This window comes from Isoptericola sp. NPDC055063 (assembly GCF_053608125.1).
This window is the reverse complement of record NZ_JBSGUW010000001.1, coordinates 135,823-155,705: the sequence shown is the minus strand read 5'-3', so window position 1 is coordinate 155,705 and position 19,883 is coordinate 135,823. Positions and strand designations below refer to the sequence as shown.

Annotated in this window: 17 protein-coding genes; 5 read left to right on the top strand and 12 right to left on the bottom strand. The window is 73.3% G+C overall.

The window, feature by feature from the left end; all coding sequences use genetic code 11:
• Positions 1 to 72 precede the first annotated feature (72 nt).
• The 5 genes from ACWF41_RS00710 to ACWF41_RS00690 all read right to left on the bottom strand — a co-directional run bounded on the left by ACWF41_RS00710 (position 73) and on the right by ACWF41_RS00690 (position 6,267).
• Positions 73 to 1,392: an extracellular solute-binding protein gene (locus tag ACWF41_RS00710; RefSeq protein ID WP_380316812.1), complete on the bottom strand. Its 1,320-nt coding sequence runs from the start codon at positions 1,390 to 1,392 to the stop codon at positions 73 to 75.
• Between the two features lie 68 nt (positions 1,393 to 1,460).
• Positions 1,461 to 2,402, bottom strand: coding sequence for a carbohydrate ABC transporter permease (locus ACWF41_RS00705; protein WP_380316815.1), 942 nt, complete (start codon positions 2,400 to 2,402; stop codon positions 1,461 to 1,463).
• Positions 2,399 to 3,322, bottom strand: a complete 924-nt coding sequence (locus ACWF41_RS00700; RefSeq protein WP_380316818.1) for a carbohydrate ABC transporter permease — start codon at positions 3,320 to 3,322, stop codon at positions 2,399 to 2,401. Before ACWF41_RS00700 ends, ACWF41_RS00705 begins: the two co-directional genes overlap by 4 nt.
• Positions 3,323 to 3,556: 234 nt before the next feature.
• The gene (locus ACWF41_RS00695; protein ID WP_380316821.1) at positions 3,557 to 5,833 is read right to left on the bottom strand and encodes an alpha-galactosidase; all 2,277 of its coding nucleotides are present in this window, start codon (positions 5,831 to 5,833) and stop codon (positions 3,557 to 3,559) included.
• Positions 5,834 to 5,868: 35 nt separating this feature from the next.
• Entirely contained in the window at positions 5,869 to 6,267 is a 399-nt protein-coding gene (locus tag ACWF41_RS00690) for a RidA family protein (protein WP_380316824.1), read from the bottom strand.
• Between the two features lie 87 nt (positions 6,268 to 6,354).
• Between ACWF41_RS00690 and ACWF41_RS00685 the strand changes: the two genes are divergently transcribed.
• The 5 genes from ACWF41_RS00685 (at position 6,355) to ACWF41_RS00665 (ending at position 11,680) form a co-directional block, all read left to right on the top strand.
• Complete coding sequence (locus tag ACWF41_RS00685) at positions 6,355 to 7,443, top strand: hypothetical protein (protein WP_380316827.1); 1,089 nt, start codon at positions 6,355 to 6,357, stop codon at positions 7,441 to 7,443.
• Positions 7,444 to 7,518: 75 nt separating this feature from the next.
• Positions 7,519 to 7,785: a DUF805 domain-containing protein gene (locus tag ACWF41_RS00680; RefSeq protein ID WP_380316830.1), complete on the top strand. Its 267-nt coding sequence runs from the start codon at positions 7,519 to 7,521 to the stop codon at positions 7,783 to 7,785.
• A 225-nt stretch (positions 7,786 to 8,010) separates the two neighbouring features.
• Positions 8,011 to 9,177, top strand: a complete 1,167-nt coding sequence (gene pdhA, locus ACWF41_RS00675) for a pyruvate dehydrogenase (acetyl-transferring) E1 component subunit alpha (RefSeq protein WP_380316833.1) — start codon at positions 8,011 to 8,013, stop codon at positions 9,175 to 9,177.
• Entirely contained in the window at positions 9,174 to 10,175 is a 1,002-nt protein-coding gene (locus ACWF41_RS00670; protein ID WP_380316836.1) for an alpha-ketoacid dehydrogenase subunit beta, read from the top strand. The genes pdhA and ACWF41_RS00670 overlap by 4 nt, the downstream gene beginning before the upstream one ends.
• Positions 10,176 to 10,195: 20 nt before the next feature.
• Complete coding sequence (locus tag ACWF41_RS00665) at positions 10,196 to 11,680, top strand: dihydrolipoamide acetyltransferase family protein (RefSeq protein WP_380316839.1); 1,485 nt, start codon at positions 10,196 to 10,198, stop codon at positions 11,678 to 11,680.
• Between the two features lie 167 nt (positions 11,681 to 11,847).
• Here ACWF41_RS00665 and ACWF41_RS00660 read toward each other — a convergent pair whose 3' ends face one another.
• Genes ACWF41_RS00660 through ACWF41_RS00630 form a run of 7 tightly spaced genes read right to left on the bottom strand, consistent with a single transcriptional unit; the run spans position 11,848 to position 19,812 of the window.
• A complete protein-coding gene (locus tag ACWF41_RS00660) occupies positions 11,848 to 13,332 on the bottom strand; it encodes an NAD-dependent succinate-semialdehyde dehydrogenase (protein WP_380316842.1) in 1,485 nt (494 codons plus the stop codon).
• Positions 13,329 to 14,162 (bottom strand): HpcH/HpaI aldolase family protein, encoded by an 834-nt coding sequence (locus tag ACWF41_RS00655; RefSeq protein ID WP_380316845.1) that lies wholly within the window; start codon positions 14,160 to 14,162, stop codon positions 13,329 to 13,331. The genes ACWF41_RS00660 and ACWF41_RS00655 overlap by 4 nt, the downstream gene beginning before the upstream one ends.
• The gene (locus tag ACWF41_RS00650) at positions 14,147 to 14,962 is read right to left on the bottom strand and encodes a fumarylacetoacetate hydrolase family protein (RefSeq protein WP_380316848.1); all 816 of its coding nucleotides are present in this window, start codon (positions 14,960 to 14,962) and stop codon (positions 14,147 to 14,149) included. The genes ACWF41_RS00655 and ACWF41_RS00650 overlap by 16 nt, the downstream gene beginning before the upstream one ends.
• Positions 14,959 to 16,113 (bottom strand): 3,4-dihydroxyphenylacetate 2,3-dioxygenase, encoded by a 1,155-nt coding sequence (hpaD, locus tag ACWF41_RS00645; protein ID WP_380316851.1) that lies wholly within the window; start codon positions 16,111 to 16,113, stop codon positions 14,959 to 14,961. Before hpaD ends, ACWF41_RS00650 begins: the two co-directional genes overlap by 4 nt.
• 20 nt (positions 16,114 to 16,133) lie before the next feature.
• Positions 16,134 to 17,642, bottom strand: coding sequence for a 5-carboxymethyl-2-hydroxymuconate semialdehyde dehydrogenase (hpaE, locus tag ACWF41_RS00640; RefSeq protein ID WP_380316854.1), 1,509 nt, complete (start codon positions 17,640 to 17,642; stop codon positions 16,134 to 16,136).
• Positions 17,642 to 18,340, bottom strand: a complete 699-nt coding sequence (locus ACWF41_RS00635) for a GntR family transcriptional regulator (protein WP_380316857.1) — start codon at positions 18,338 to 18,340, stop codon at positions 17,642 to 17,644. Before ACWF41_RS00635 ends, hpaE begins: the two co-directional genes overlap by 1 nt.
• Positions 18,337 to 19,812, bottom strand: coding sequence for a fumarylacetoacetate hydrolase family protein (locus tag ACWF41_RS00630; RefSeq protein ID WP_380316860.1), 1,476 nt, complete (start codon positions 19,810 to 19,812; stop codon positions 18,337 to 18,339). The genes ACWF41_RS00635 and ACWF41_RS00630 overlap by 4 nt, the downstream gene beginning before the upstream one ends.
• Positions 19,813 to 19,883 lie beyond the last annotated feature (71 nt).

The window sequence follows — 19,883 nt, the reverse complement described above, 5'->3', positions numbered from 1 at the left end:
CTCGAACCGTGGTCGTGACTCCGGGGTGGGCGGGGACGGGCGGGGTGAGGACGGGCAGGGCGGGGAGGTGCGTCAGCCGACGAGCTTCTGCGCGGCCTCGCCGGCCTTCTGCATGGCCGTCTTCGGGTCGGTCTTGCCGACGAGGACGGCCTGCACCTGCTCGGCGATGACGGTCTCGATCTGCGAGTACGCGGTGAACGCCCAGAACGGGTTGGACGAGGACGTCGCGGTGATGCGCTCGCTGAACTGCGACCCGAACTCGTCGGACGCGACGACGTCGGACTGCTGCGCCTCGGTGGTGACGGGCGGCAGGCCGCGCACCTCGTAGTCGGCGAGCACGGTGTCGAGGTCGGACGTCGCGAACTGCGCGAAGTCGGCCGCGGTGGCCGCGCCCTCGCCGTCGACGACGGCGATCGCGCCGCCCCACACCAGCGCGCGGGGGGTGTCGCCGGCCTTGAGCACCGGGCGGGAGACGGGGACGAGCTTGCTGCCGAGGTCCTTGTCGGGGGACTCCTCGGTGACGGCGCCGCGGCCGACGGGGGCGTCGTCGTAGATCGCGGCGCGGCCCTGTGCGAACAGGGAGCGGGCGTCGAAGCGGTCGACGTCGGCGGCGATGAGCTTCTGGTCGTAGAGACCCTTGTACCAGGTCACGGCCTCGACGGAGGCGTCGTCGCCGATGGTGACGGTGTCGCCGTCGACGAGCGGGCTGCCGAAGGTCTGCATCCAGATGAGGATGTCCTTGAGCTGGGCCGCCTTCGTGGACGCGGCGTAGGGGATGAGCCCGTCGCCGAGGCCCTTGAGGTCCTTGAGCGACTTCTCGAACTCGTCGACCGTCGTCGGGAAGGCGTCGGCGTCGATGCCGGCCTTCGTCAGCAGCTCCGAGTTCGTGACGAGGCCGATGGCGCCGATCGTCCACGGCAGGCCGTACTGCACGCCGTCGAACTGGGCCGCCGACAGCGCCGCGTCGGTGTACCCGCGGCCCTCGGTCAGGGCCGACAGGTCCTGCAGCTTGCCCATGGCGGCGAGCGAGCCGAGCCACGCGACGTCCACGTGCGCGGCACCGGTGAACTGACCGCCCTTCACCTGGAGCGTGAGCTGGTTGATGTACTCGTTGTAGGGGAACGAGACGTCCTTGATCGTGACGCCGTTCTTGTCCTGGTAGGCCTTGACGATCGCCTCGAGGGCCGGCGCCGCGGCCTCCTCGGTGAAGGACCAGGACGAGAACGCGAAGTCGGTCTTGGCGCCGCCGGTCGCGGCGGCCGAGGCCGCGCCGCCCGCCGGGGACGGGGCCGACGGGGCGCAGGCGGCGAGGGCGGCGGTGCCGGCGCCGAGGCCGAGCAGCTGCAGCACGCGACGTCGCGACATGGCGCTCTGGGGAAGGGTGAGAGACATGGGGATCCTCCGCATCGAGGGTCGTTCGGGGTGGTGGACGGTGGAGCGGGGCGGGACGGTGGGCGCCGTCAGCCCTTGACGGCGCCGGCGGTGAGGCCGCCGACCAGGTACTTCTGCAGGGCGATGAAGGCGATCGCGACGGGCAGCGACACGACGAGCGACGCGGCCATGAGCTCGGGCCACGCGGTGGAGGCCTCGCCGATGAACGTGTTCACCAGGCCGGGCGGCAGGGTCTGCTTCTCCGGGCCGGCCAGCGTGAGGGCGAAGACGAAGTCGTTCCAGCCGCGGACGAAGGCGAACAGCCCCGCCGCGATCAGGCCGGGCGCCGCGAGCGGCAGCACGATCGAGTGGATGATCCGCAGCCGGGACGCGCCGTCGACGCGGGCCGCCTCGATGAGCTCGTCCGGGATGGTGTCGAAGAAGCCCTTGAGCATCCACACGCACAGCGGCAGCGTGAACGTGGTGAAGCTCAGCACCAGCGCCGTGTACGTGTTGAGCAGGCCGTACGCGCTGAACACGGTGTAGAGCGTGACCAGGAGCAGCGCCTGCGGGAACATCTGCGACGCGAGCACCAGGTACATCAGCGAGCGGCGGCCGCGGTAGCGGAACTTGGAGAACGAGTACCCCATGTACGCCGAGACCAGGACCGACAGCACGGCGGTGATCACCGAGACGATCACGCTGTTGCGCAGGTAGCCGAACAGCTGGTCGTTGGAGGCGAGCGACGCGAACGCGTCCAGGGTGGGCGCGGCCGGGAAGAACCGCGGCGGGTACGCGAACACCTGGTCGCGCGGCGTGAGCGACGTGGCCAGCAGCCAGTAGACGGGCAGGAGGCCGAAGCCGCCGCACACCACGACGGTGGCCCAGGCGGCGACCCGGACGCCGGGCCGCTCGGAGCGCAGGGCGCTGCTGCGGCGGCGGCGCTGCGGCGGGCGCGGGGTCTCGCCGGCCGAGGCCGACGCGGCGGAGTGCGGGGTGGGCGCGGCGGGGAGCTGCGTCGTCGCGCTCATCGCTCCTCTCCCTTCTCCGAGAAGCGGACGTACACGACGACGAGCGCCATGAGCAGGATCATCCACAGCAGGCCCAGTGCGCCGGCCTTGCCGAGGTCGTAGCCCTGGAAGGCGGTCTCGTACACCGCGGTGGCGAACGTCTGGGTGGCGCCCGCGGGGCCGCCGCCGGTGAGGACGTAGATGATGTCGAAGTGCTGGAAGTTCCAGATGAACTCCAGCAGCACCACGAGGCCGACGATGCCCTTGAGGTGCGGCAGCGTGATGGCGAAGAAGCGGCGGACCGTGCCCGCGCCGTCCATCTCGGCGGCCTCGTGCAGCTCGACCGGCACCGTCTGCAGGCCCGCGAGCAGCATGACCATCATCCACGGGAACGACTGCCAGGTCTTCGCCAGCACGACGGCGCCCATGGCCGTGGCGGGCTGGGCGAGCCAGGCCTGCGGGTCGTCGATCAGGCCGATCGACTGCAGCAGCGCGTTCATCACGCCGTAGTTGGCGTTGAAGATCCACATCCACAGGAACGACACGACGACGCCGGGCACGAGCCAGGGGATGAGCATGAGACCGCGCAGCACCTTGGCGCCGCGGATCCGGGTGTTCAGCGCGAGCGCCAGGGCGAACCCGATGACAAACGGCAGGATCGTCGTGCCGAGCGTGAAGACCAGCGTCTGCCGCAGCAGGCGCAGGAAGTCGCCCTGCAGCACGTCGACGATGTTCTGCAGCCCGACGAACGTCCGTCCGGGCAGCACGAGGCTCTGCTCGAAGAAGGCCGTGACGAGCGCGGCGATCAGCGGGTAGAGGACCACGCCGGCCAGCAGCGCGACGCCCGGCAGCAGCAGCAGGACGGCGAACTGCCCGTCGCTGAGCCGGCGCGGTGCCGTCTGTGACTTTCTGTGTTCAAGAGTGTGAGTTTGTGAACTCATCGTGTCCACGTCCCTGTGGGTCAACCTCGGCAACGAGGGTGATGATCTGGTGTCCGCGACACACTCTGGCGGAACGTGGCCGATCTGGTCAAACCCCTACGGTCTCGGTGCGGTAACAACTGCGCTCCTTGGTGAACAGAAGAACACAGAAGTTCACATCAAATGTGAGCGCGCGAGAGCCCGGTGTGGGTCGTGCGGAGTATCGCGGGCACCCGGCGGGGCCGGCGCGGAGCGTCAGTCCACGGCCTCCACGAGCAGCACCAGCGAGGTCTCGGGCGGGGCCTCGGGTGCCTGCAGGCCGGCGACGGCGAGCGCACGGCCGGTGAGCACGGTGCCGCGGGGCAGGTCGTCGGGCTGCGCGGGCCGGGGCAGGGGCGTGACGCCGTCGGACGCCACGGCGCCGTCGGCCGAGGGCAGCCCGAACCACGGCGGCACCGTCCAGACGCCGAAGGCCTCGCGGCTCAACGGCAGGGGTGTGACGCGATAGCGGCGCCCGGGGTCCAGGCCGCGCAGCGTGAGGCGGCCGGGCGGGGCCGACGCCGGGCGGGTGAGGGTGGCGACCTGGAACAGGGCGCGGGAACGGTCGGCGGCGACCACGCCCCACACCTGCGGGGCGTCGGGGGCGGGGGAGTCCTGGCGCACGAGGGTGCCGGTGTGCAGCAGGCCGCGCTCGGCCTTGTAGAGCTCGATCCAGCGGGCCAGGTCGGCGAGCTGCTCGGGCGTCGACCGCGTGAGGTCCCACTCGATGCCGAAGTGGCCGAACAGCGCCGTCGCCGCACGGAACGCGAGCGAGTGCGCGCGGCGGGTCTGGTGGCTGACGTCCGCCGCGACGTGCGCGCCCAGGTACTCCAGCGGCAGCAGCTGCGCCGTCCACGGCTGCATCTGCTGCCGCTCCAGCGGGTCCGTGCAGTCCGACACCCACACGCGCTGCGTGTGCTCGGCGACGCCCAGGTCGACCCGAGCGCCGCCCGACGAGCACGACTCGATCTCCAGCCCGGGGTGCCGGCGGCGCAGCTCGGCCATGATCCCGTAGGCCGCGAGCGTCTGGGCGTGCACGACGGGCCGCCCGTCCCGCCCGGAGCCCGGGTCCACGAGGTCGCGGTTGTGGTCCCACTTCACGTAGTCGACGCCGTGCGCGCCGATGACGGCGCTCATCCGCTCGAGCACGTAGGCGGCGGCGTCCGGGTTCGACAGGTCGAGCACGTGCTGGTGCCGCGACGGCACCGGGACGCGGCCGCCGGCCCCCATGACCCAGTCCGGGTGGGCGCGCGCGAGGTCGCTGTCGAGGTTGACCATCTCCGGCTCGAACCACAGGCCGAACTGCATGCCGAGGCCGTGCACGTGGTCCGCGATCGGGTCCAGCCCGTCGGGCCACACCTCCTCGTCGACGTACCAGTCGCCCAGACCGCGGGTGTCGTCGCGGCGGCCACGGAACCAGCCGTCGTCGAGCACGTACCGCTCCACGCCGAGCTCGGCGGCGGCGTCGGCCAGCGCGGTGAGGCGCGCCAGGTCGTGGTCGAAGTAGACGGCCTCCCACACGTTGAGCGTCACGGGCCGCGGGGTGCGCGGGTGCGCGGTGCGGCGGCGCAGCATCCGGTGCAGGCGCGCGGCCTGTGCGTCCAGGCCGTGGCCGTGCACGCCGTACACCCACGGGGTCCCGTACTCCTCGCCGCCCGCGAGCGTCACCTCGCCGGGCAGCAGCAGCTCACCGCCGCCCAGCACCTGGTCGCCGGTGGGGAGCCGCTCCGCCCAGTGCCGGTGGTTGCCCGACCAGCCCACGTGCAGGCCCCACACCTCGCCGCGCGCGAAGCCGAACCCGGGCTCGCCGACCGTGAGCAGCGTGGCCGCGTCGGCGCCGGTGCGGCCCCGTCGCCCCTCGCGCAGGTGCGTGCCGACCGTGAGGTCGTGGCGCTGCGGCACGCGCTCCTTGCCCCACCGGCCGGTGAGGTCCAGCACCTCGCGTGCCCGCGGCGGCACGGGCAGGACGACGGCGAGCTCGTGCAGCCGGTACGGGCCCCCGTCGTTGCGCAGGGCGGCGCGGGCGCGCAGCACGCCGTCGGGCGTGAGCTCGACGTCGAGGACGAGCGTGAGGCGGGCGGTCGTGTCCGTCGCCTCGACGCGCAGCGCCCCCGCGCCTCCCTCCGTGAGCCCGGTGGCCAGGGTGCCGCCGCACAGCGTCGCGACCCTGGTCGTGAAGCGCGGCGACCAGGCGTCGCCGTCGCGCTCGCCCACGATCCCGGGACGCCCGAGCCACCCCGTGCGCGGCTCGGGCACCAGCGCCACGCGGGTCGGCTCGTCCGGGCCGTTGTTCGCGAGCGGCGGCGTCGCGGCCAGGGCCACCGCGGCGGCGTCGTCGGCGGAGAGCGGGCCGAGGTCGTCTCCCCAGTGCACGACGGCGGGCAGCTCACCGCCACGGGCGTCGATCAGCACGCTGACGCCGTCGGCGCGCAGGTGGACGAGGGCGTCGACGGCGGCGGGCGTGGAGGTGGCGGGCGCTGTGGTGGCGGTCACGCGCCGAGCCTGCCACCTCCCGGCCCGTCCCGGCGTCAGGCCTCCGGGACCGTCGCGATCGCCTCGACCTCGACGAGTGCGCCGCGCCGGGCGGGTGCGACGGCGAGCACCGTGACGGCGGTGCGCGCCTGCCAGACCCGGCCGGACGCGGCGTAGGCCTCGTTCGGGTCGATGGTGGGGTCGAGGTAGATCGTCAGCTTCGCGACGTGCTCGATGTCGGTGCCCGCCTCGGTGAGCACTGCGATCACGTTGCGCAGCGCCTGCTCGGTCTGGGGACCGAGGCCGCCCTCGACGAGCGCGCCGTCGGGCCCCGTCCCGTTCTGGCCGCCCACGTACAGCGTGCGCCCGGCGGGCAGGATCATGCCCCACGCGAACGCGGGGTTCTGGTGCAGCTCGGGCGGGTTGACGGGCGTCGGCGTCGACTGCGCGGCCATGGGGTGTCCCTTCGTCGAGGTGAGCCCCCAGCCTCCCGCCGGCCACCGACACCCGCCCGCCTCGCCGGGGGCTCCTAGGGTGGGCGCATGCCCGGGACCACCCGCCTCGATGCCGCCGCGCTGCTGTCCGGGCCGCGCGGCCGCAGGCTGTGCCTGGAGCTCGCGCAGGCGCAGGACGACGACGTGCGGCTGGCGATCTTCTACGCCGCGTACGACCTGGACCCCGGCGCCGGGACCTCGCGGGTGATGTTCGGGCAGGGCGTCGCGGACCGGCCGCGCCTGGTGCCCGGCGACGTGGTGCGGCGCCTGCAGGGCGCGACGTTCACCGTGCCCGACGAGCGGCAGCTGCTCCGGGCCCTCGAGTCGGCGGTCGGCAACGCCCGCTACTGGCAGGAGCCGGACGGCGAGGACGTGCTCGCCGCGACGCCGGAGGTGGCGGCCGCCCTCGGCCCGGTGGCCGAGGCGCTGCTCGCCGCGCCGTCGGCCGCCTGGTGGTCCACGGCGGCGCCGGCCACCACCCAGCGCGAGGTGGTCTGGTACGACGACGGTCGGCTCGGCCCGCCCGGCACGACGGCGGCGGGCCGGCCCGACGCCCTCGCCGCGTGGCGCTCCGAGACCCACGCGGGCGAGCGGACCGCGGCACGCGAACGACCGGCCGACCCGCGCGCGAGCTGGAGCGGTGAGTGGTGGTCGGTGCCGCCCCACGAGCTGCTGCGCACCACCCGCGACCTGGGCGCCGTCGGGCCGGTCGGGCTGTGGCTCGTGGAGGACGACTCCGGCTGGGAGCGCGGCAGCGTGCGCGCGGTCGCGGTGGCCGACGACGCCCGGGTGCTGGAGGTCGACGGGCCGGGGGACTGGGCCGACCTGTGCCGCCGGCACCCGCTGGAGGTGACCGCCTCGCGGCGGCACGACTGGTACCGCGCCACCGGCCGCGACGGCACGTGGGTGCTCCCCGACTGGTCCGCGGTGGCGCGCGAGGCGGACGCCGTGCACCTCACGACGCGCGGGTACCTCACGACGGCGGGGCTGCCCGTACCGGTGTCGGACGGCGTCGCGTCGGTGCTCGCCGACTGGGACCCGGACGCGACGTTCTGGTTCGCAGGGGCGGCGGCGGACCCGGGCACCGCGCGCGACTGGCGGCTCGACGACGACACGGACTCCTGGCGGGCCGCCTGATCGCCGTGCTGCCGTGCTGCCTGACCCCGTGCGTCCGGGTTGCGACCTGGCCGCGGCCGGGAAGACTCGCTGCCCATGGACACCTGGGACTACGACCAGCTCACGGACGACTACGGCTGGCTGTTCGGCACGGCCGCGATCGTCGTCTACCTCGCGATCGCCGTGCTCTTCCTGATCGCGTACATCCGGATCATCCAGAAGGCGGGCTATTCGGGCTGGTGGATCCTCGTCGGCATCGTGCCGATCCTCAACGTGGTGATGTTCCTCGTGTTCGCGTTCTCGCGCTGGCCGGTGCTGCGGGAGCGGGACGCGCTGCGGGTGGGCCAGGCATACCCGCGCTGACCTGCGGGGGCGGCCGCGGGCCGCGGCGGCTTTGGAGGAACCCTCCAAACTGAGCGGGGGGACATTGGTAGCGCCGTCGGGGGGTGCGCCCCATGGACGGCAACCTACGCTGGCGTAGGCTACGAAGGCGTAGGTTCCGGTGGGTCCACCGTTCGGGTGGCACCGGGACCTCGTCCGTGCCGGAGCAGCCCGCCCCGCCCGGGGGCCGCCAGCGAAGGAGAACGCGTGCCGCAGACCACCACCGGCGAGCCCGACGTCGCGCCCGCCGACGTCACGCCTGACGTCGAACCCCTGATCCAGCTCGTCTCGCCCACCGGCGAGCGTGTCGTCGAACCCGACAACGCGACCTACCGCTCGCGTGTCGACCACCTCACCTCCGAGGACCTGCGCGCCCTGTACCGCGACATGGTGCTGACGCGACGGTTCGACGACGAGGCCACGGCCCTGCAGCGGCAGGGCGAGCTCGCGCTGTACGCGCAGGGCCGTGGCCAGGAGGCCGCCCAGGTCGGGTCGGCGTACGCCCTGTCGCCGCAGGACTACGTGTTCCCCTCGTACCGGGAGCACGGGGTGCTGCAGGCGCGCGGCGTCGACCCGGTCGACCGTCTCCGCCTGTACCGCGGCGAGGACCACGGCGGCTGGGACCCGGCCGAGCACAACGTGCACCTGTACACGCTCGTCATCGGCTCGCACGTGCTGCACGCGACCGGCTACGCGATGGGCGTCCAGCGCGACGGCGCCGTCGGCACCGGCGACCCGGAGCGCGACGCTGCCGTCGTGACCTACTTCGGCGACGGCGCCACCAGCCAGGGCGACGTGAGCGAGGCGCTGGTGTTCGCGGCCGTGAACAACGCGCCCGTCGTGTTCTTCCTGCAGAACAACCAGTGGGCGATCTCCGAGCCGACGTCGCGCCAGACGCGCTCGCCTCTGTACCGGCGCGGGGAGGGCTTCGGCATCCCCAGCGTCCGCGTGGACGGCAACGACGTCCTCGCCTGCTACGCCGTCACCGCCGAGGCGATCGAGCGCGCGCACTCCGGCGGCGGCCCCACCTTCGTCGAGGCGTACACGTACCGCATGGGCGCGCACACCACCTCCGACGACCCGACCCGGTACCGGTCGCGCGCCGAGGAGGACTACTGGGCCCGGCGTGACCCGATCGACCGCCTCGCTGCGCTGCTGCGGGCCGAGGACGCCTGGGACGACGACTGGGCGGCCGGCATCGAGGCCGAGGCCGACGCACTCGGCGAGCGGCTGCGCACGGAGGTCCGCGAGCTGGGCGCCCCGCCCACCGCGACGATGTTCGAGCACGTGTACGCCACCGAGCACGCGCAGGTCACGGCCGAGCGGGCGTGGTTCGAGCAGTACGAGAACGAGACGAGCGAGGCGACCCGATGAGCGAGACCCTCACCTTCGCGCGCGCCATCACGGAGGGCCTGCGCTCCGCCCTCGAGTCCGACCCGAAGGTCCTCGTCATGGGCGAGGACGTGGGCCGCAACGGCGGCGTCTTCCGCGTCACCGACGGGCTGCAGAAGGACTTCGGCGAGGACCGCGTGGTCGACACGCCGCTCGCGGAGTCCGGCATCGTCGGCACCGCGATCGGCATGGCGCTGCGCGGCTACCGGCCGGTGTGCGAGATCCAGTTCGACGGGTTCGTCTTCCCGGCCTACGACCAGATCACGACCCAGCTCGCCAAGATGCACTACCGGTCGCGCGGTCGGCTGCAGGTGCCCGTCGTCATCCGCATCCCCTACGGCGGCGGCATCGGCGCGGTGGAGCACCACTCGGAGAGCCCGGAGGCGCTGTTCGCGCACACGCCCGGCCTGCGCGTCGTGTCGCCGTCCACCCCGCAGGACGCCTACGACATGATCCGCGCGGCCGTCGCGTCGCCGGACCCGGTGCTGTTCTTCGAGCCGAAGGGCCGCTACTGGTCCAAGGGCGAGGTCGAGCGCAGGGCCTACCCGACCGTGGCCGCCGCGGGCGCCGCGGACGTGCTCAACCGGGCGCGCGTCGCCCGGCCCGGCACCGACGTCACGCTCGTCGCCTACGGGCCCACCGTCGCGACGGCGCTCAAGGCCGCCGACACCCTGGCCGCCGAGGGCACCAGCGCGGAGGTCGTCGACCTGCGCTCGATCTCGCCGCTCGACGTGACCGCCGTCGCGGAGTCGGTGAAGCGCACCGGCCGCTGCGTCGTCGTGCACGAGGCGCCCACGTTCCTCGGCTCGGGCGCCGAGGTCGCGGCGCGCGTCAGCGAGGAATGCTTCTACTCGCTCGAGGCGCCCGTGCTGCGGGTGGGCGGCTTCCACGCGCCGTACCCCGTCGCGAAGCTGGAGCACGAGTACCTGCCGAGCGTCGACCGCGTCGTGGACGCCGTCGACCGCGTGCTGGCCCACTGAGAGCGGAGCCGAGGAGACCGATGAGCACCCAGCGTTTCCCCCTGCCCGACGTGGGCGAGGGCCTCACCGAGGCCGAGATCGTCGAGTGGCGCGTCGCCGTCGGCGACACCGTCGCCGTCAACCAGGTGATCGTGGAGATCGAGAGCGCCAAGTCGCTCGTCGAGCTGCCGTCGCCGTGGGCCGGCACCGTCACGGCGCTGCTCGCGGAGGAGGGCACGACGGTCGACGTCGGCACCGCGATCATCGAGATCACCACCGACGCGCCGGCCCCCGGGGGCTCCGACGCGCCCACCTACTACGGCTCGGGCGACGCGTCCGAGGAGGCGTCGGCAGGGGGCTCCGGCTCCGTGCTGGTCGGGTACGGCACGGGTGATGGCGCGGGCGGCGGCCGACGACGGCGCCGTCGCGGCGCGGCCCCCGAGGCCGAGGTCCCGAGCCCGGCGCCCGCGGCCCCTGCCGCCCCGGTCGCGCCGACATCTGTGCCGGCCGCAGCTCCGACGCCGGCCCCGGTACCCGCCCCGGCGGGCCCGGCGATCGAGAAGCCGATGGCCAGCGTGCCGTCGTCGTCCGGCGCCGCGTCCACCCCCACTGCCGAGCGCGCCCGCGTGCTGGCCAAGCCGCCGGTGCGCAAGCTCGCCAAGGACCTCGGCGTCGACCTCGCGTCCGTGCACCCCACGGGCCCGGGCGGGATCGTCACGCGGGAGGACGTCGTCGCGCACGCCGAGGGCGCCGCGCCGAAGCCGCTGGCCACGTACCCGGATGACGACCGGCCGTGGCTCGCGTCCGGCACGGTCAGCGGCGACGGCCGCCAGACGCGCGTGCCGGTGAAGTCGGTCCGCAAGCGCACGGCCGAGGCGATGGTGGCCAGCGCCTTCACCGCCCCGCACGTGACCGTCTTCCAGACGATCGACGTCACGAAGACGATGCGCCTGGTCGCCACCCTGAAGGAGGACCGCGACTTCGCGGACGTGCGCGTCACGCCGCTGCTCGTCGCCGCCAAGGCGATGCTGCTGGCGGTCAACCGGCACCCGCAGATCAACGCGAGCTGGGACGAGGCGTCGCAGGAGATCGTCTACAAGCACTACGTGAACCTGGGGATCGCGGCGGCGACGCCGCGCGGGCTCGTCGTGCCGAACATCAAGGACGCGCACACCCTCGACCTGCTCGGCCTGGCGAAGGCGATCGCGTCCCTCACCTCCACCGCGCGCGCCGGCCGCACGCAGCCCGCGGACATGGCCGACGGCTCGATCACCATCACCAACGTGGGCATCTTCGGCACCGACACCGGCACCCCGATCCTCAACCCGGGGGAGGCGGCGATCCTCGCGTTCGGCGCGATCCGCAAGCAGCCGTGGGTGCACAAGGGCAAGATCAAGGCGCGCTGGGTCACGCAGCTGGCGCTGTCCGTCGACCACCGCCTGGTCGACGGCGAGCTCGCCGCCCGCTACCTGGCCGACGTCGCGAAGGTGCTCGAGGACCCGTCGCGCGGCCTCGTCTGGGGCTGAGCCGCGAGTTAGTCCCGATCCCCGCGAGGTAGTTCCGAAAATGCCGAGGTAGTTCGAAACTCGGCGAGGTAGTCAACTACCTCGCGGATTCTCGAACTACCTCGGCATTTTCGGAACTACCTCGCGCAATCTCGAACTACCTCGCGGGGATCCGGACTACCTCGCGCTCAGAGGGGCATGCCGACGTACTGCGTCTCCTGGTACTCGGAGATGCCCTCGAAGCCGCCCTCGCGGCCGGTGCCGGACTGCTTCATGCCGCCGAACGGCGCGGCCGCGTTGGAGATGACTCCCGCGTTGAGGCCCAGCAGGCCGAACTCGAGTCGCTCGGCGAACGCGAGCCCACGACGGACGTCCCCGGTGAACACGTACGACGCCAGCCCGTACTCGGTGGAGTTGGCGAGCTCGGCCGCCTCGTCCTCGGTGCGGAACGTGGCGACGGGGGCGACGGGGCCGAAGATCTCCTCGGTCATGCAGCGGGCGTCGGCGGGGACGTCGCGCAGCAGGGTGGCCGGGTAGAAGTGGCCAGGGCCGTCGGGGCGCGTGCCGCCGACGACGACCTGCGCGCCGCGCGTGACGGCGTCGTCCACGAGCGCGGCGACGGAGTCCACGGCCTTGGCCTCGACGAGCGGGCCGAGGGTCGTGCCGTCGTCCAGGCCGTTCCCGACGGCGACGGCGCGGAAGCGCTCGGCGAGGCGGGAGACGAACTCGTCGGCCACGGACTCGTGCACGTAGAAGCGGTTCGCCGCGGTGCACGCCTCCCCGCCGTTGCGGAGCTTGGCGGCCATGGCGCCGTCGACGGCGGCGTCCAGGTCGGCGTCCTCGAAGACGATCAGCGGGGCGTTGCCGCCCAGCTCCATCGAGGTGCGCAGCACGTTCTCGGCGGCGGCCCGCAGCAGGTTCTGCCCGACCGGCGTCGAGCCGGTGAACGAGACCTTCCGCAGCCGCCGGTCGGCCATCAGCGGCTCGCTGACGGCCGCCGCGGAGGCCGACGGCACCACGTTGAGCACGCCGTCGGGCAGCCCGGCCTCGACCATGAGCTGCGCGAACAGCAGCGACGTCAGCGGCGTGAGCCGGGCCGGCTTGAGCACCATGGTGCAGCCGGCGGCGACGGCGGGCGCCACCTTGCGGGTGGCCATCGCGAGGGGGAAGTTCCACGGCGTGATGAGCAGCGACGGGCCTACCGGGCGGCGCTGCACGAGAAGGCGCAGCGTGCCCTCGGGGGAGTGCGCGTACCGGCTGTCGTCGTGGGTGACCTGCTCCGCGAACCAGCGCAGGAACTCGCCGCCGTAGGTGACCTCGCCGCGGGCCTCGGCCAGGGGCTTGCCCATCTCCAACGTCATGAGCAGGGCGAGGTCCTCGCGGCGCTCCTGCACGAGGGCGAACCCGCGTCGCAGGATTTCGGCGCGCTCCCGCGCGGAGGTCGCGCCCCACGACTCCTGCGCCGCCGCGGCCGCGTCGAGGGCAGCGCGCGCGTCGTCGCTCGTCGCGGAGGCGACCCGCGCCAGCGTCTCCTCGGTGGCGGGGTTCTCGACGGCGAACGTGCCGCCGTCCGACGCGTCGCGCCAGGCACCCCCGATCAGCAGCCCGGTGGGCGTGGTGGTCAGGAGCTCGGCCGCGCGCTCGCGGGCCGAGACTGTCGACACGGTCGTCATCGGGTCTCACCGTCCTTGCTGTCGTTGTCCTTGCTGTCGTTGCGCGAGGCGACGCGCGCGGCGAGCTGCTCCGTGCCGCGCGCGAGCAGGGTGACGTCGGCGCCGACGACGACGTACGACGCGCCGGCGTCGAGGTAGCGGTCGGCCATGGCCGGGTCGAAGGCGTTGACGCCGACGGGCGTGCCGGCGGCGCGGCACGCGGCGATCGCGCCGAGCACCGCGTCGACGACCTCCGGGTGGTCCTGCTGCCCGAGGTGGCCGAGGGACGCCGCGAGGTCCGCGGGCCCGATGAGCACGGCGCCGACGCCATCGGTCCCGGCGATGCCTGCAGCGTCCTCGATCGCGGCCCGCGTCTCGAGCTGCACGACCAGCGTGATGCCGTCGTCCGCACCGCCCAGGTACCCGGGCACGCGGCTCCACCGCGAGGAGCGGGCGAGCGCGCTGCCGACGCCGCGCACGCCGGCGGGCGGGTAGCGGACGGCGCGGACGGCGTCCGCGGCCTCGGCGGCGGAGTCGACCATGGGCACCAGGACGTTGGTGGCGCCGAGGTCGAGCACCCGCTTGAGGCCGACGGGGTCGCCCGACGGCACCCGCACCAGCGTGGCGACGGGGTACGCGGCGGTCGCCTGGAGCTGCGCGAGGACCGTGGTGAGGTCGTTGGGCCCGTGCTCGCCGTCGACCAGCACGACGTCCAGGCCGCTGCCGGCCAGGATCTCCGCGGCCACGGGGCTGCCCATCGACGACCAGGCGCCGACGAGCGGGCGGCCCTCGTCCCCGGCCTCCGCGAGCATCGCGGCGAGCGAGCGGTCCGGTGTCAGACGAAGCGGCATGTCACGGCCCCCAGGGATCCAGTTCCGGCGTGATAGTCGGCGTGCACGGTGTCGCCGGGGTGCACCCACGTGGGGCGCGTGAACGACCCGGCCAGGACGGTCTCGCCCGCGGCGAGCGAGTCGCCGTGCGCGGCCAGCTTGTTGGCGAGCCAGGCGACGCCGGCGGCAGGGTGCCCCAGCACGCCCGCGGCGACGCCCGTCTCCTCGATCGTCTCGTTGCGGTACAGCAGCGCGGACACCCACCGGAGGTCGACGTCGTCGACCCGGACGGGCCGCCCGCCCACCACCATCGCACCCATCGCGGCGTTGTCGCTGATCGTGTCGACGATGGTGCGGCCCGGCATCTCGACGCGGGCGTCGAGGATCTCCAGCGCCGGCACGACGCGGTCGGTGGCACGCAGCACGTCGGTGACGGTGACGCCGGGGCCCTCCAGCCGGGTGGCGAGGACGAACGCCAGCTCCACCTCGACGCGCACGTTGGAGTACGCGGCGTGCTCCACGACGCTGCCGGACTCGAGCACCATGTCGTCGAAGATCACGCCGTAGTCCGGCTCGGTGATGCCGGTCGCGGCCTGCATGGCCTTCGACGTGAGGCCGATCTTGTGCCCGACGACGCGACGCCCGCGCGCCTCGCCGCGCTCGCGCCAGGTGCGCTGCACGGCGTACGCGTCGGCGACCGTCATCCCCTCGTGCCGCGCGGTGAGCAGCGGCACGGGGGTGCGGGTGCGGTCGGCCTCGGCGAGCTCGTCCGCGATCGCGACGACGGCCGCGTCGTCGAGGGTGCGCTCGCCGTCGCTCACAGCGTCTCCCCGAGCTTGAATCCCTGCACGCCGCCGCCGTCGGCGTCGTCCCGGCGGGTGTAGGAGAAGCCGTCGGCGCCGACCGTCACCTCCATCTCGGAGTCGTCGGTGCGGGCGACGACGGGCTGCGGGTTGCCGTCGAGGTCGAGCACGAGGGACGCCTCGGTGTACCAGCTCGGCACGACGGGGTTGCCCCACCAGTCGCGGCGCTGGTTGTCGTGCACGTCCCACGTGACGACGGGGTTGTCCGGGTCGCCGGTGTAGTAGTCCTGCGTGTAGATCTCGACGCGGTGCCCGTCGGGGTCGCGCAGGTAGAGGTAGAACGCGTTCGAGACGCCGTGGCGGCCCGGGCCGCGCTCGATGGCGTCCGAGCGGCGCAGCGCGCCGAGCTTGTCGCAGATGGCGAGGATGTTGTGCTTCTCGTGCGTCGCGAAGGCCACGTGGTGCATGCGCGGGCCGTCGCCGCCGGTCATGGCCGTGTCGTGCACGGTGGGCTTGCGGCGCATCCACGCCGCGTAGACCGTGCCGGCGTCGTCCTGGATGTCCTCGGTGACGCGGAAGCCCAGGTCCTGCATGAACTTCACGGCGCGCGGCACGTCCGGCGTGACCTGGTTGAAGTGGTCCAGGCGCACCAGCTCGCCGGGGGTGTGCAGGTCGTAGCGCCACGACAGCCGCTCGACGTGCTCGGTCTGGTAGAAGAACTCGTACGGGAAGCCGAGCGGGTCGATCACGCGGACCGACTCGCCGATGCCCTTCGTGAAGCCGCCCGGCTCGCGGCGCACCTCGCAGCCGAGCTCGGTGTAGAAGGCGACGGCCTTGTCGAGGTCCTCCGGCGTGCGCACGCGGTAGGAGAACGCGGCGACGGCGGCCACGTCGCCCTGGCGCAGCACCAGGTTGTGGTGGATGAACTCCTCGGTGGAGCGCAGGTAGACGGTGCGCTCGTCCTCCTCGGTGACGTACAGGCCGAGCACGTCGACGTAGAACTCGCGCGAGGCGGCGAGGTCCGTGACGACGAGCTCCATGTACGCGCAGCGCAGGATGTCGGGCGCGGGGCTCGACGGCGTGGGGACCGGGTTGTCCGAGTGGATCGGCGCCTCCTGGGAGACGTAGAAGCCCGAGGAGGTGAGGGTGCGGTCGTTCAGGTGGGTCATCGTGGGCGTCCTTGCCGTTCTCAGTTCTTGCCGAAGGTGGGGTTGTGGACCTTGCCGAGAGTGATGTGCACGGCCTGCTGGTCGGTGTAGAAGTCGATGGAGCGGTAGCCGCCCTCGTGGCCCAGGCCGGACGCCTTGACGCCGCCGAACGGGGTGCGCAGGTCGCGCACGTTGTTCGAGTTCAGCCAGACCATCCCGGCCTCGACGGCCTGGGAGAAGTTGTGGGCCCGCTTGAGGTCGTTGGTCCAGATGTACGCCGCGAGGCCGTACTTCACGCCGTTGGCGAGCTCGAGCGCCTCCTCCTCGGTGTCGAACGGCGTGATGGCGACGACGGGGCCGAAGATCTCCTCCTGGAAGATCCGGGCGTCGGGCTTCACGTCGGCGAAGACCGTCGGGGCGACGAAGTTGCCCGTCTCGAAGCCCTCGGGGCGGCCGCCGCCGGCCACGAGCCGGCCCTCGGTCTTGCCGAGCTCGACGTAGCTCATGACCTTCTCGAAGTGCTCCGGGTGCACCAGCGCGCCCACCTCGGTGTCCTTCTCGTGCGGGTACCCGACGCGCACGCGCTTCGCCTGGGCGGCGTACCGCTCGACGAACTCGTCGTAGACGGCGCGCTCCACGAGGATGCGCGAGCCGGCGGTGCAGCGCTCGCCGTTGAGGGAGAAGACGCCGAAGATCGTCGCGTCGATCGCGGCGTCGAGGTCGGCGTCGGCGAAGACGACGGCGGGGGACTTGCCGCCCAGCTCCATCGACAGGCCCTTGAGGTACGGGGCGGCGTTGCCGAAGATCAGCTGGCCGGTGCTGCTCTCGCCGGTGAAGGAGATGAGCGGCACGTCGGGGTGCTTGACCAGCGCGTCGCCGGCCTCCTCGCCCAGGCCGTTGACGAGGTTGAACACGCCCTGCGGCAGCCCGGCCTCCTCGAAGATCCCGGCCCACAGGGACGCGGACAGCGGCGTGAACTCGGCGGGCTTGAGCACCACCGTGTTGCCGGTGGCGAGCGCGGGGGCGAGCTTCCACGACTCGAGCATGAACGGGGTGTTCCACGGCGTGATGAGGCCGGCGACGCCGATGGGCTTGCGGTTGACGTAGTTGATCTGGCGGCCGGGCACCTTGTAGGTGTCGTCGGCCTGCGCCACGATCAGGTCCGCGAAGAAGCGGAAGTTCTCGGCGGCGCGACGCGCCTGGCCCAGCGCCTGGGTGATCGGCAGGCCGGAGTCGAACGACTCCAGCTCGGCGAGGCGGGCGTCGCGCGACTCCACGAGGTCGGCGATCTTGTGCAGCACCCGCGAGCGCTCGCGCGGCAGCATCTTCGGCCACGGGCCCTCGGTGAAGGCGCGGCGGGCCGCGGCGACGGCGGCGTCGACGTCGGCCTTCTTGCCCGCGGCGGCCTGGAGGTACGTCTCGTTCGAGACCGGGTCCAGCACGTCGAAGGTGGCGCCGTCGACGGAGTCGACGAAGCGGCCGTCGACGTAGTGCCGGATCGCCGTGGGCAGGTCGGCGGGACGGTGGGTCTGCGTGGTCTGGTCGGTCATCACTTCTCCTGCGTGTGCGAGCGGTGCTGCTCCTGGAAGGCGAGCACGGCGTCGAGGGTGTGGGTGCGGTGGTGGCGGGCGGCGAGCTCGACCTCGTCCGGGGTGGCGTCGCCGGCCTGCAGCCGGACGACGAGGTCGAGGATCGCGTCGTGCTCCGCGACGGACTCGTGGGCCCGGCCGGGCACGAACGAGAACGACGAGTCGCGCAGCACGGTCATCCGCCGCCAGCCGCGGTGGACGAGGTCGAGCACGTGCGGGTTGGGGCACGGCTCGAACAGCACGGCGTGGAACTCCAGGTTGAGCTCCGTGAAGCGGTGCGGGTCGAAGTCGGCGAGGCACTCCCGCATCCGCGCGTTGACGGCGCGGGCGGCGTCGAGCTGCGCGGCCGACAGGTGCGGGGCGGACAGCGCGGTGGCGAAGCCCTCGACGAGGGCGAGGGTCTCCATCGTGTGCTGGTACTCGGCCTCCTTGATGAGGGCGACCTGCGCGCCGACGTTGCGCTCGAACGTCACCAGGCCCTCCGCCTCGAGGCGGCGGATCGCCTCGCGCACCGGCACCACGGACATGTCGAGGTTGCCCGCGAGCTGCGCCAGCACGAGGCGGTAGCCGGGCACGAAGCGCCCGTCCTCGATCCGCTCGCGCAGGTAGGCGTACGCGCGCTGGGACTTGCTCACGCCCACCGCGGTCGGGGTGCTCATCCGGCGCTCGTCTCCCGCTCGTACCGCGCCCGCCACTGCGCGTTCATGGGGAACAGCCCGTCGACGGGGGCCCCGGCGGCGACCTGCTGGGTGACCCACGCGTCGGCGGCCTCCTGGGCCTCGGCCTCGGCGAGCACCTCCTCGACGAGGGCCGGCGGGATGACGAGGACGCCGTCGCCGTCGCCGACGACGACGTCGCCCGGCTGGACGGCCGCGCCGCCGCAGGCGACGGTCACGTCGGTCTCCCACGGCACGTGCTTGCGCCCGAGGACGGACGGGTGCGGGCCCTGGGAGAACACGGGGATGCCGATCTCGGCCACGGCGTCGGCGTCGCGGACGCCGCCGTCCGTGACGATCGCGGCGGCGCCGCGCACCTGGGCGCGCAGGGCGAGGACGTCGCCCACGGTGCCGGTGCCGCGCTCGCCGCGGGCCTCGACGACGATCACCTCGCCCGGCTCGACGGCGTCGAACGCGCGCTTCTGCGCGTTGAAGCCGCCGCCGTGGGAGGCGAACAGGTCGGGGCGGAAGGGGATGAGCCGCAGCGTGCGGGCGGTGCCGACGAACCGGTCGCCGGGGTGGTTGCCGTGCACGCCCTCGACGAAGACGTCGGTGTAGCCGCGCTTGCGCAGCGCGGCGGACAGCGTGGCGACGGCGACGCCGGCGAACCGCTCGCGCATCGCGTCGGTGAGGACGAAGGCGGGCTCGGGTGCCGGCGCGGGGGTGCCCCAGGCCTCGGCGCGCTGCGTGTCGTCGACGGCGGGCTTCGAGCCGAAGTCCCCGAAGGCGTGGGTGCCGGCGGTGACGGTGGTGACGAGGCGGCCGCTCGACAGTGGTTCCGAGGCGCGCGCCCCGGGCGTCCCCGGGGCGTCCACCTCGACCTCGACGACCTGCCCGGGCCCGACGACGGACGACCCCGCCGGGGTACCGGTGAGGATGACGTCGCCCGGCTCGAGCGTGAGGTGCTGCGACAGGTCGGCGACGAGGCGGCCGAAGTCGAACAGCAGGGTGCCGGTGGAGTCGTCCTGCACCAGCTCGCCGTCCACCCAGGTGCGCACGCGCAGGCCCGCCGGGTCGACGTCGGCGGCGGGGATCCAGCGCGGGCCGAGCGGCGTGTAGCCGTCGCCGCCCTTGTTGCGCAGGTTGGAGCCCTTGTCGGCGGCGCGCAGGTCGTAGAGGCCGAAGTCGTTGGCCGCGGTGACGGCGTCGACGTGCGACCAGCCCTCGCGAGGGGAGACCCAGCGCGCGGCGGTGCCGATGCGGATCGCGACCTCGCCCTCGAAGGCCAGGAGCTCGGTGCCCAGCGGGCGCTCGATCGTGCCGCCGGTCCCGGCGAGGGACGACGCGGGCTTGAGGAAGTAGGACGGCTGGCTCGGCGTCCGGCCCCGCTGTGCCGCGCGGGACGGGTAGTTCAGGTGGACGGCGATGATCTTGCCGGGCCGGGTCGTGTGCGCAGGCTGGTCGTCGGTGACCACGGGTACCTCACTGTCAGGTCGAGGCTGTCATGTCGTATCTCGGATGATATACGATCTTGCGCACTGCACCA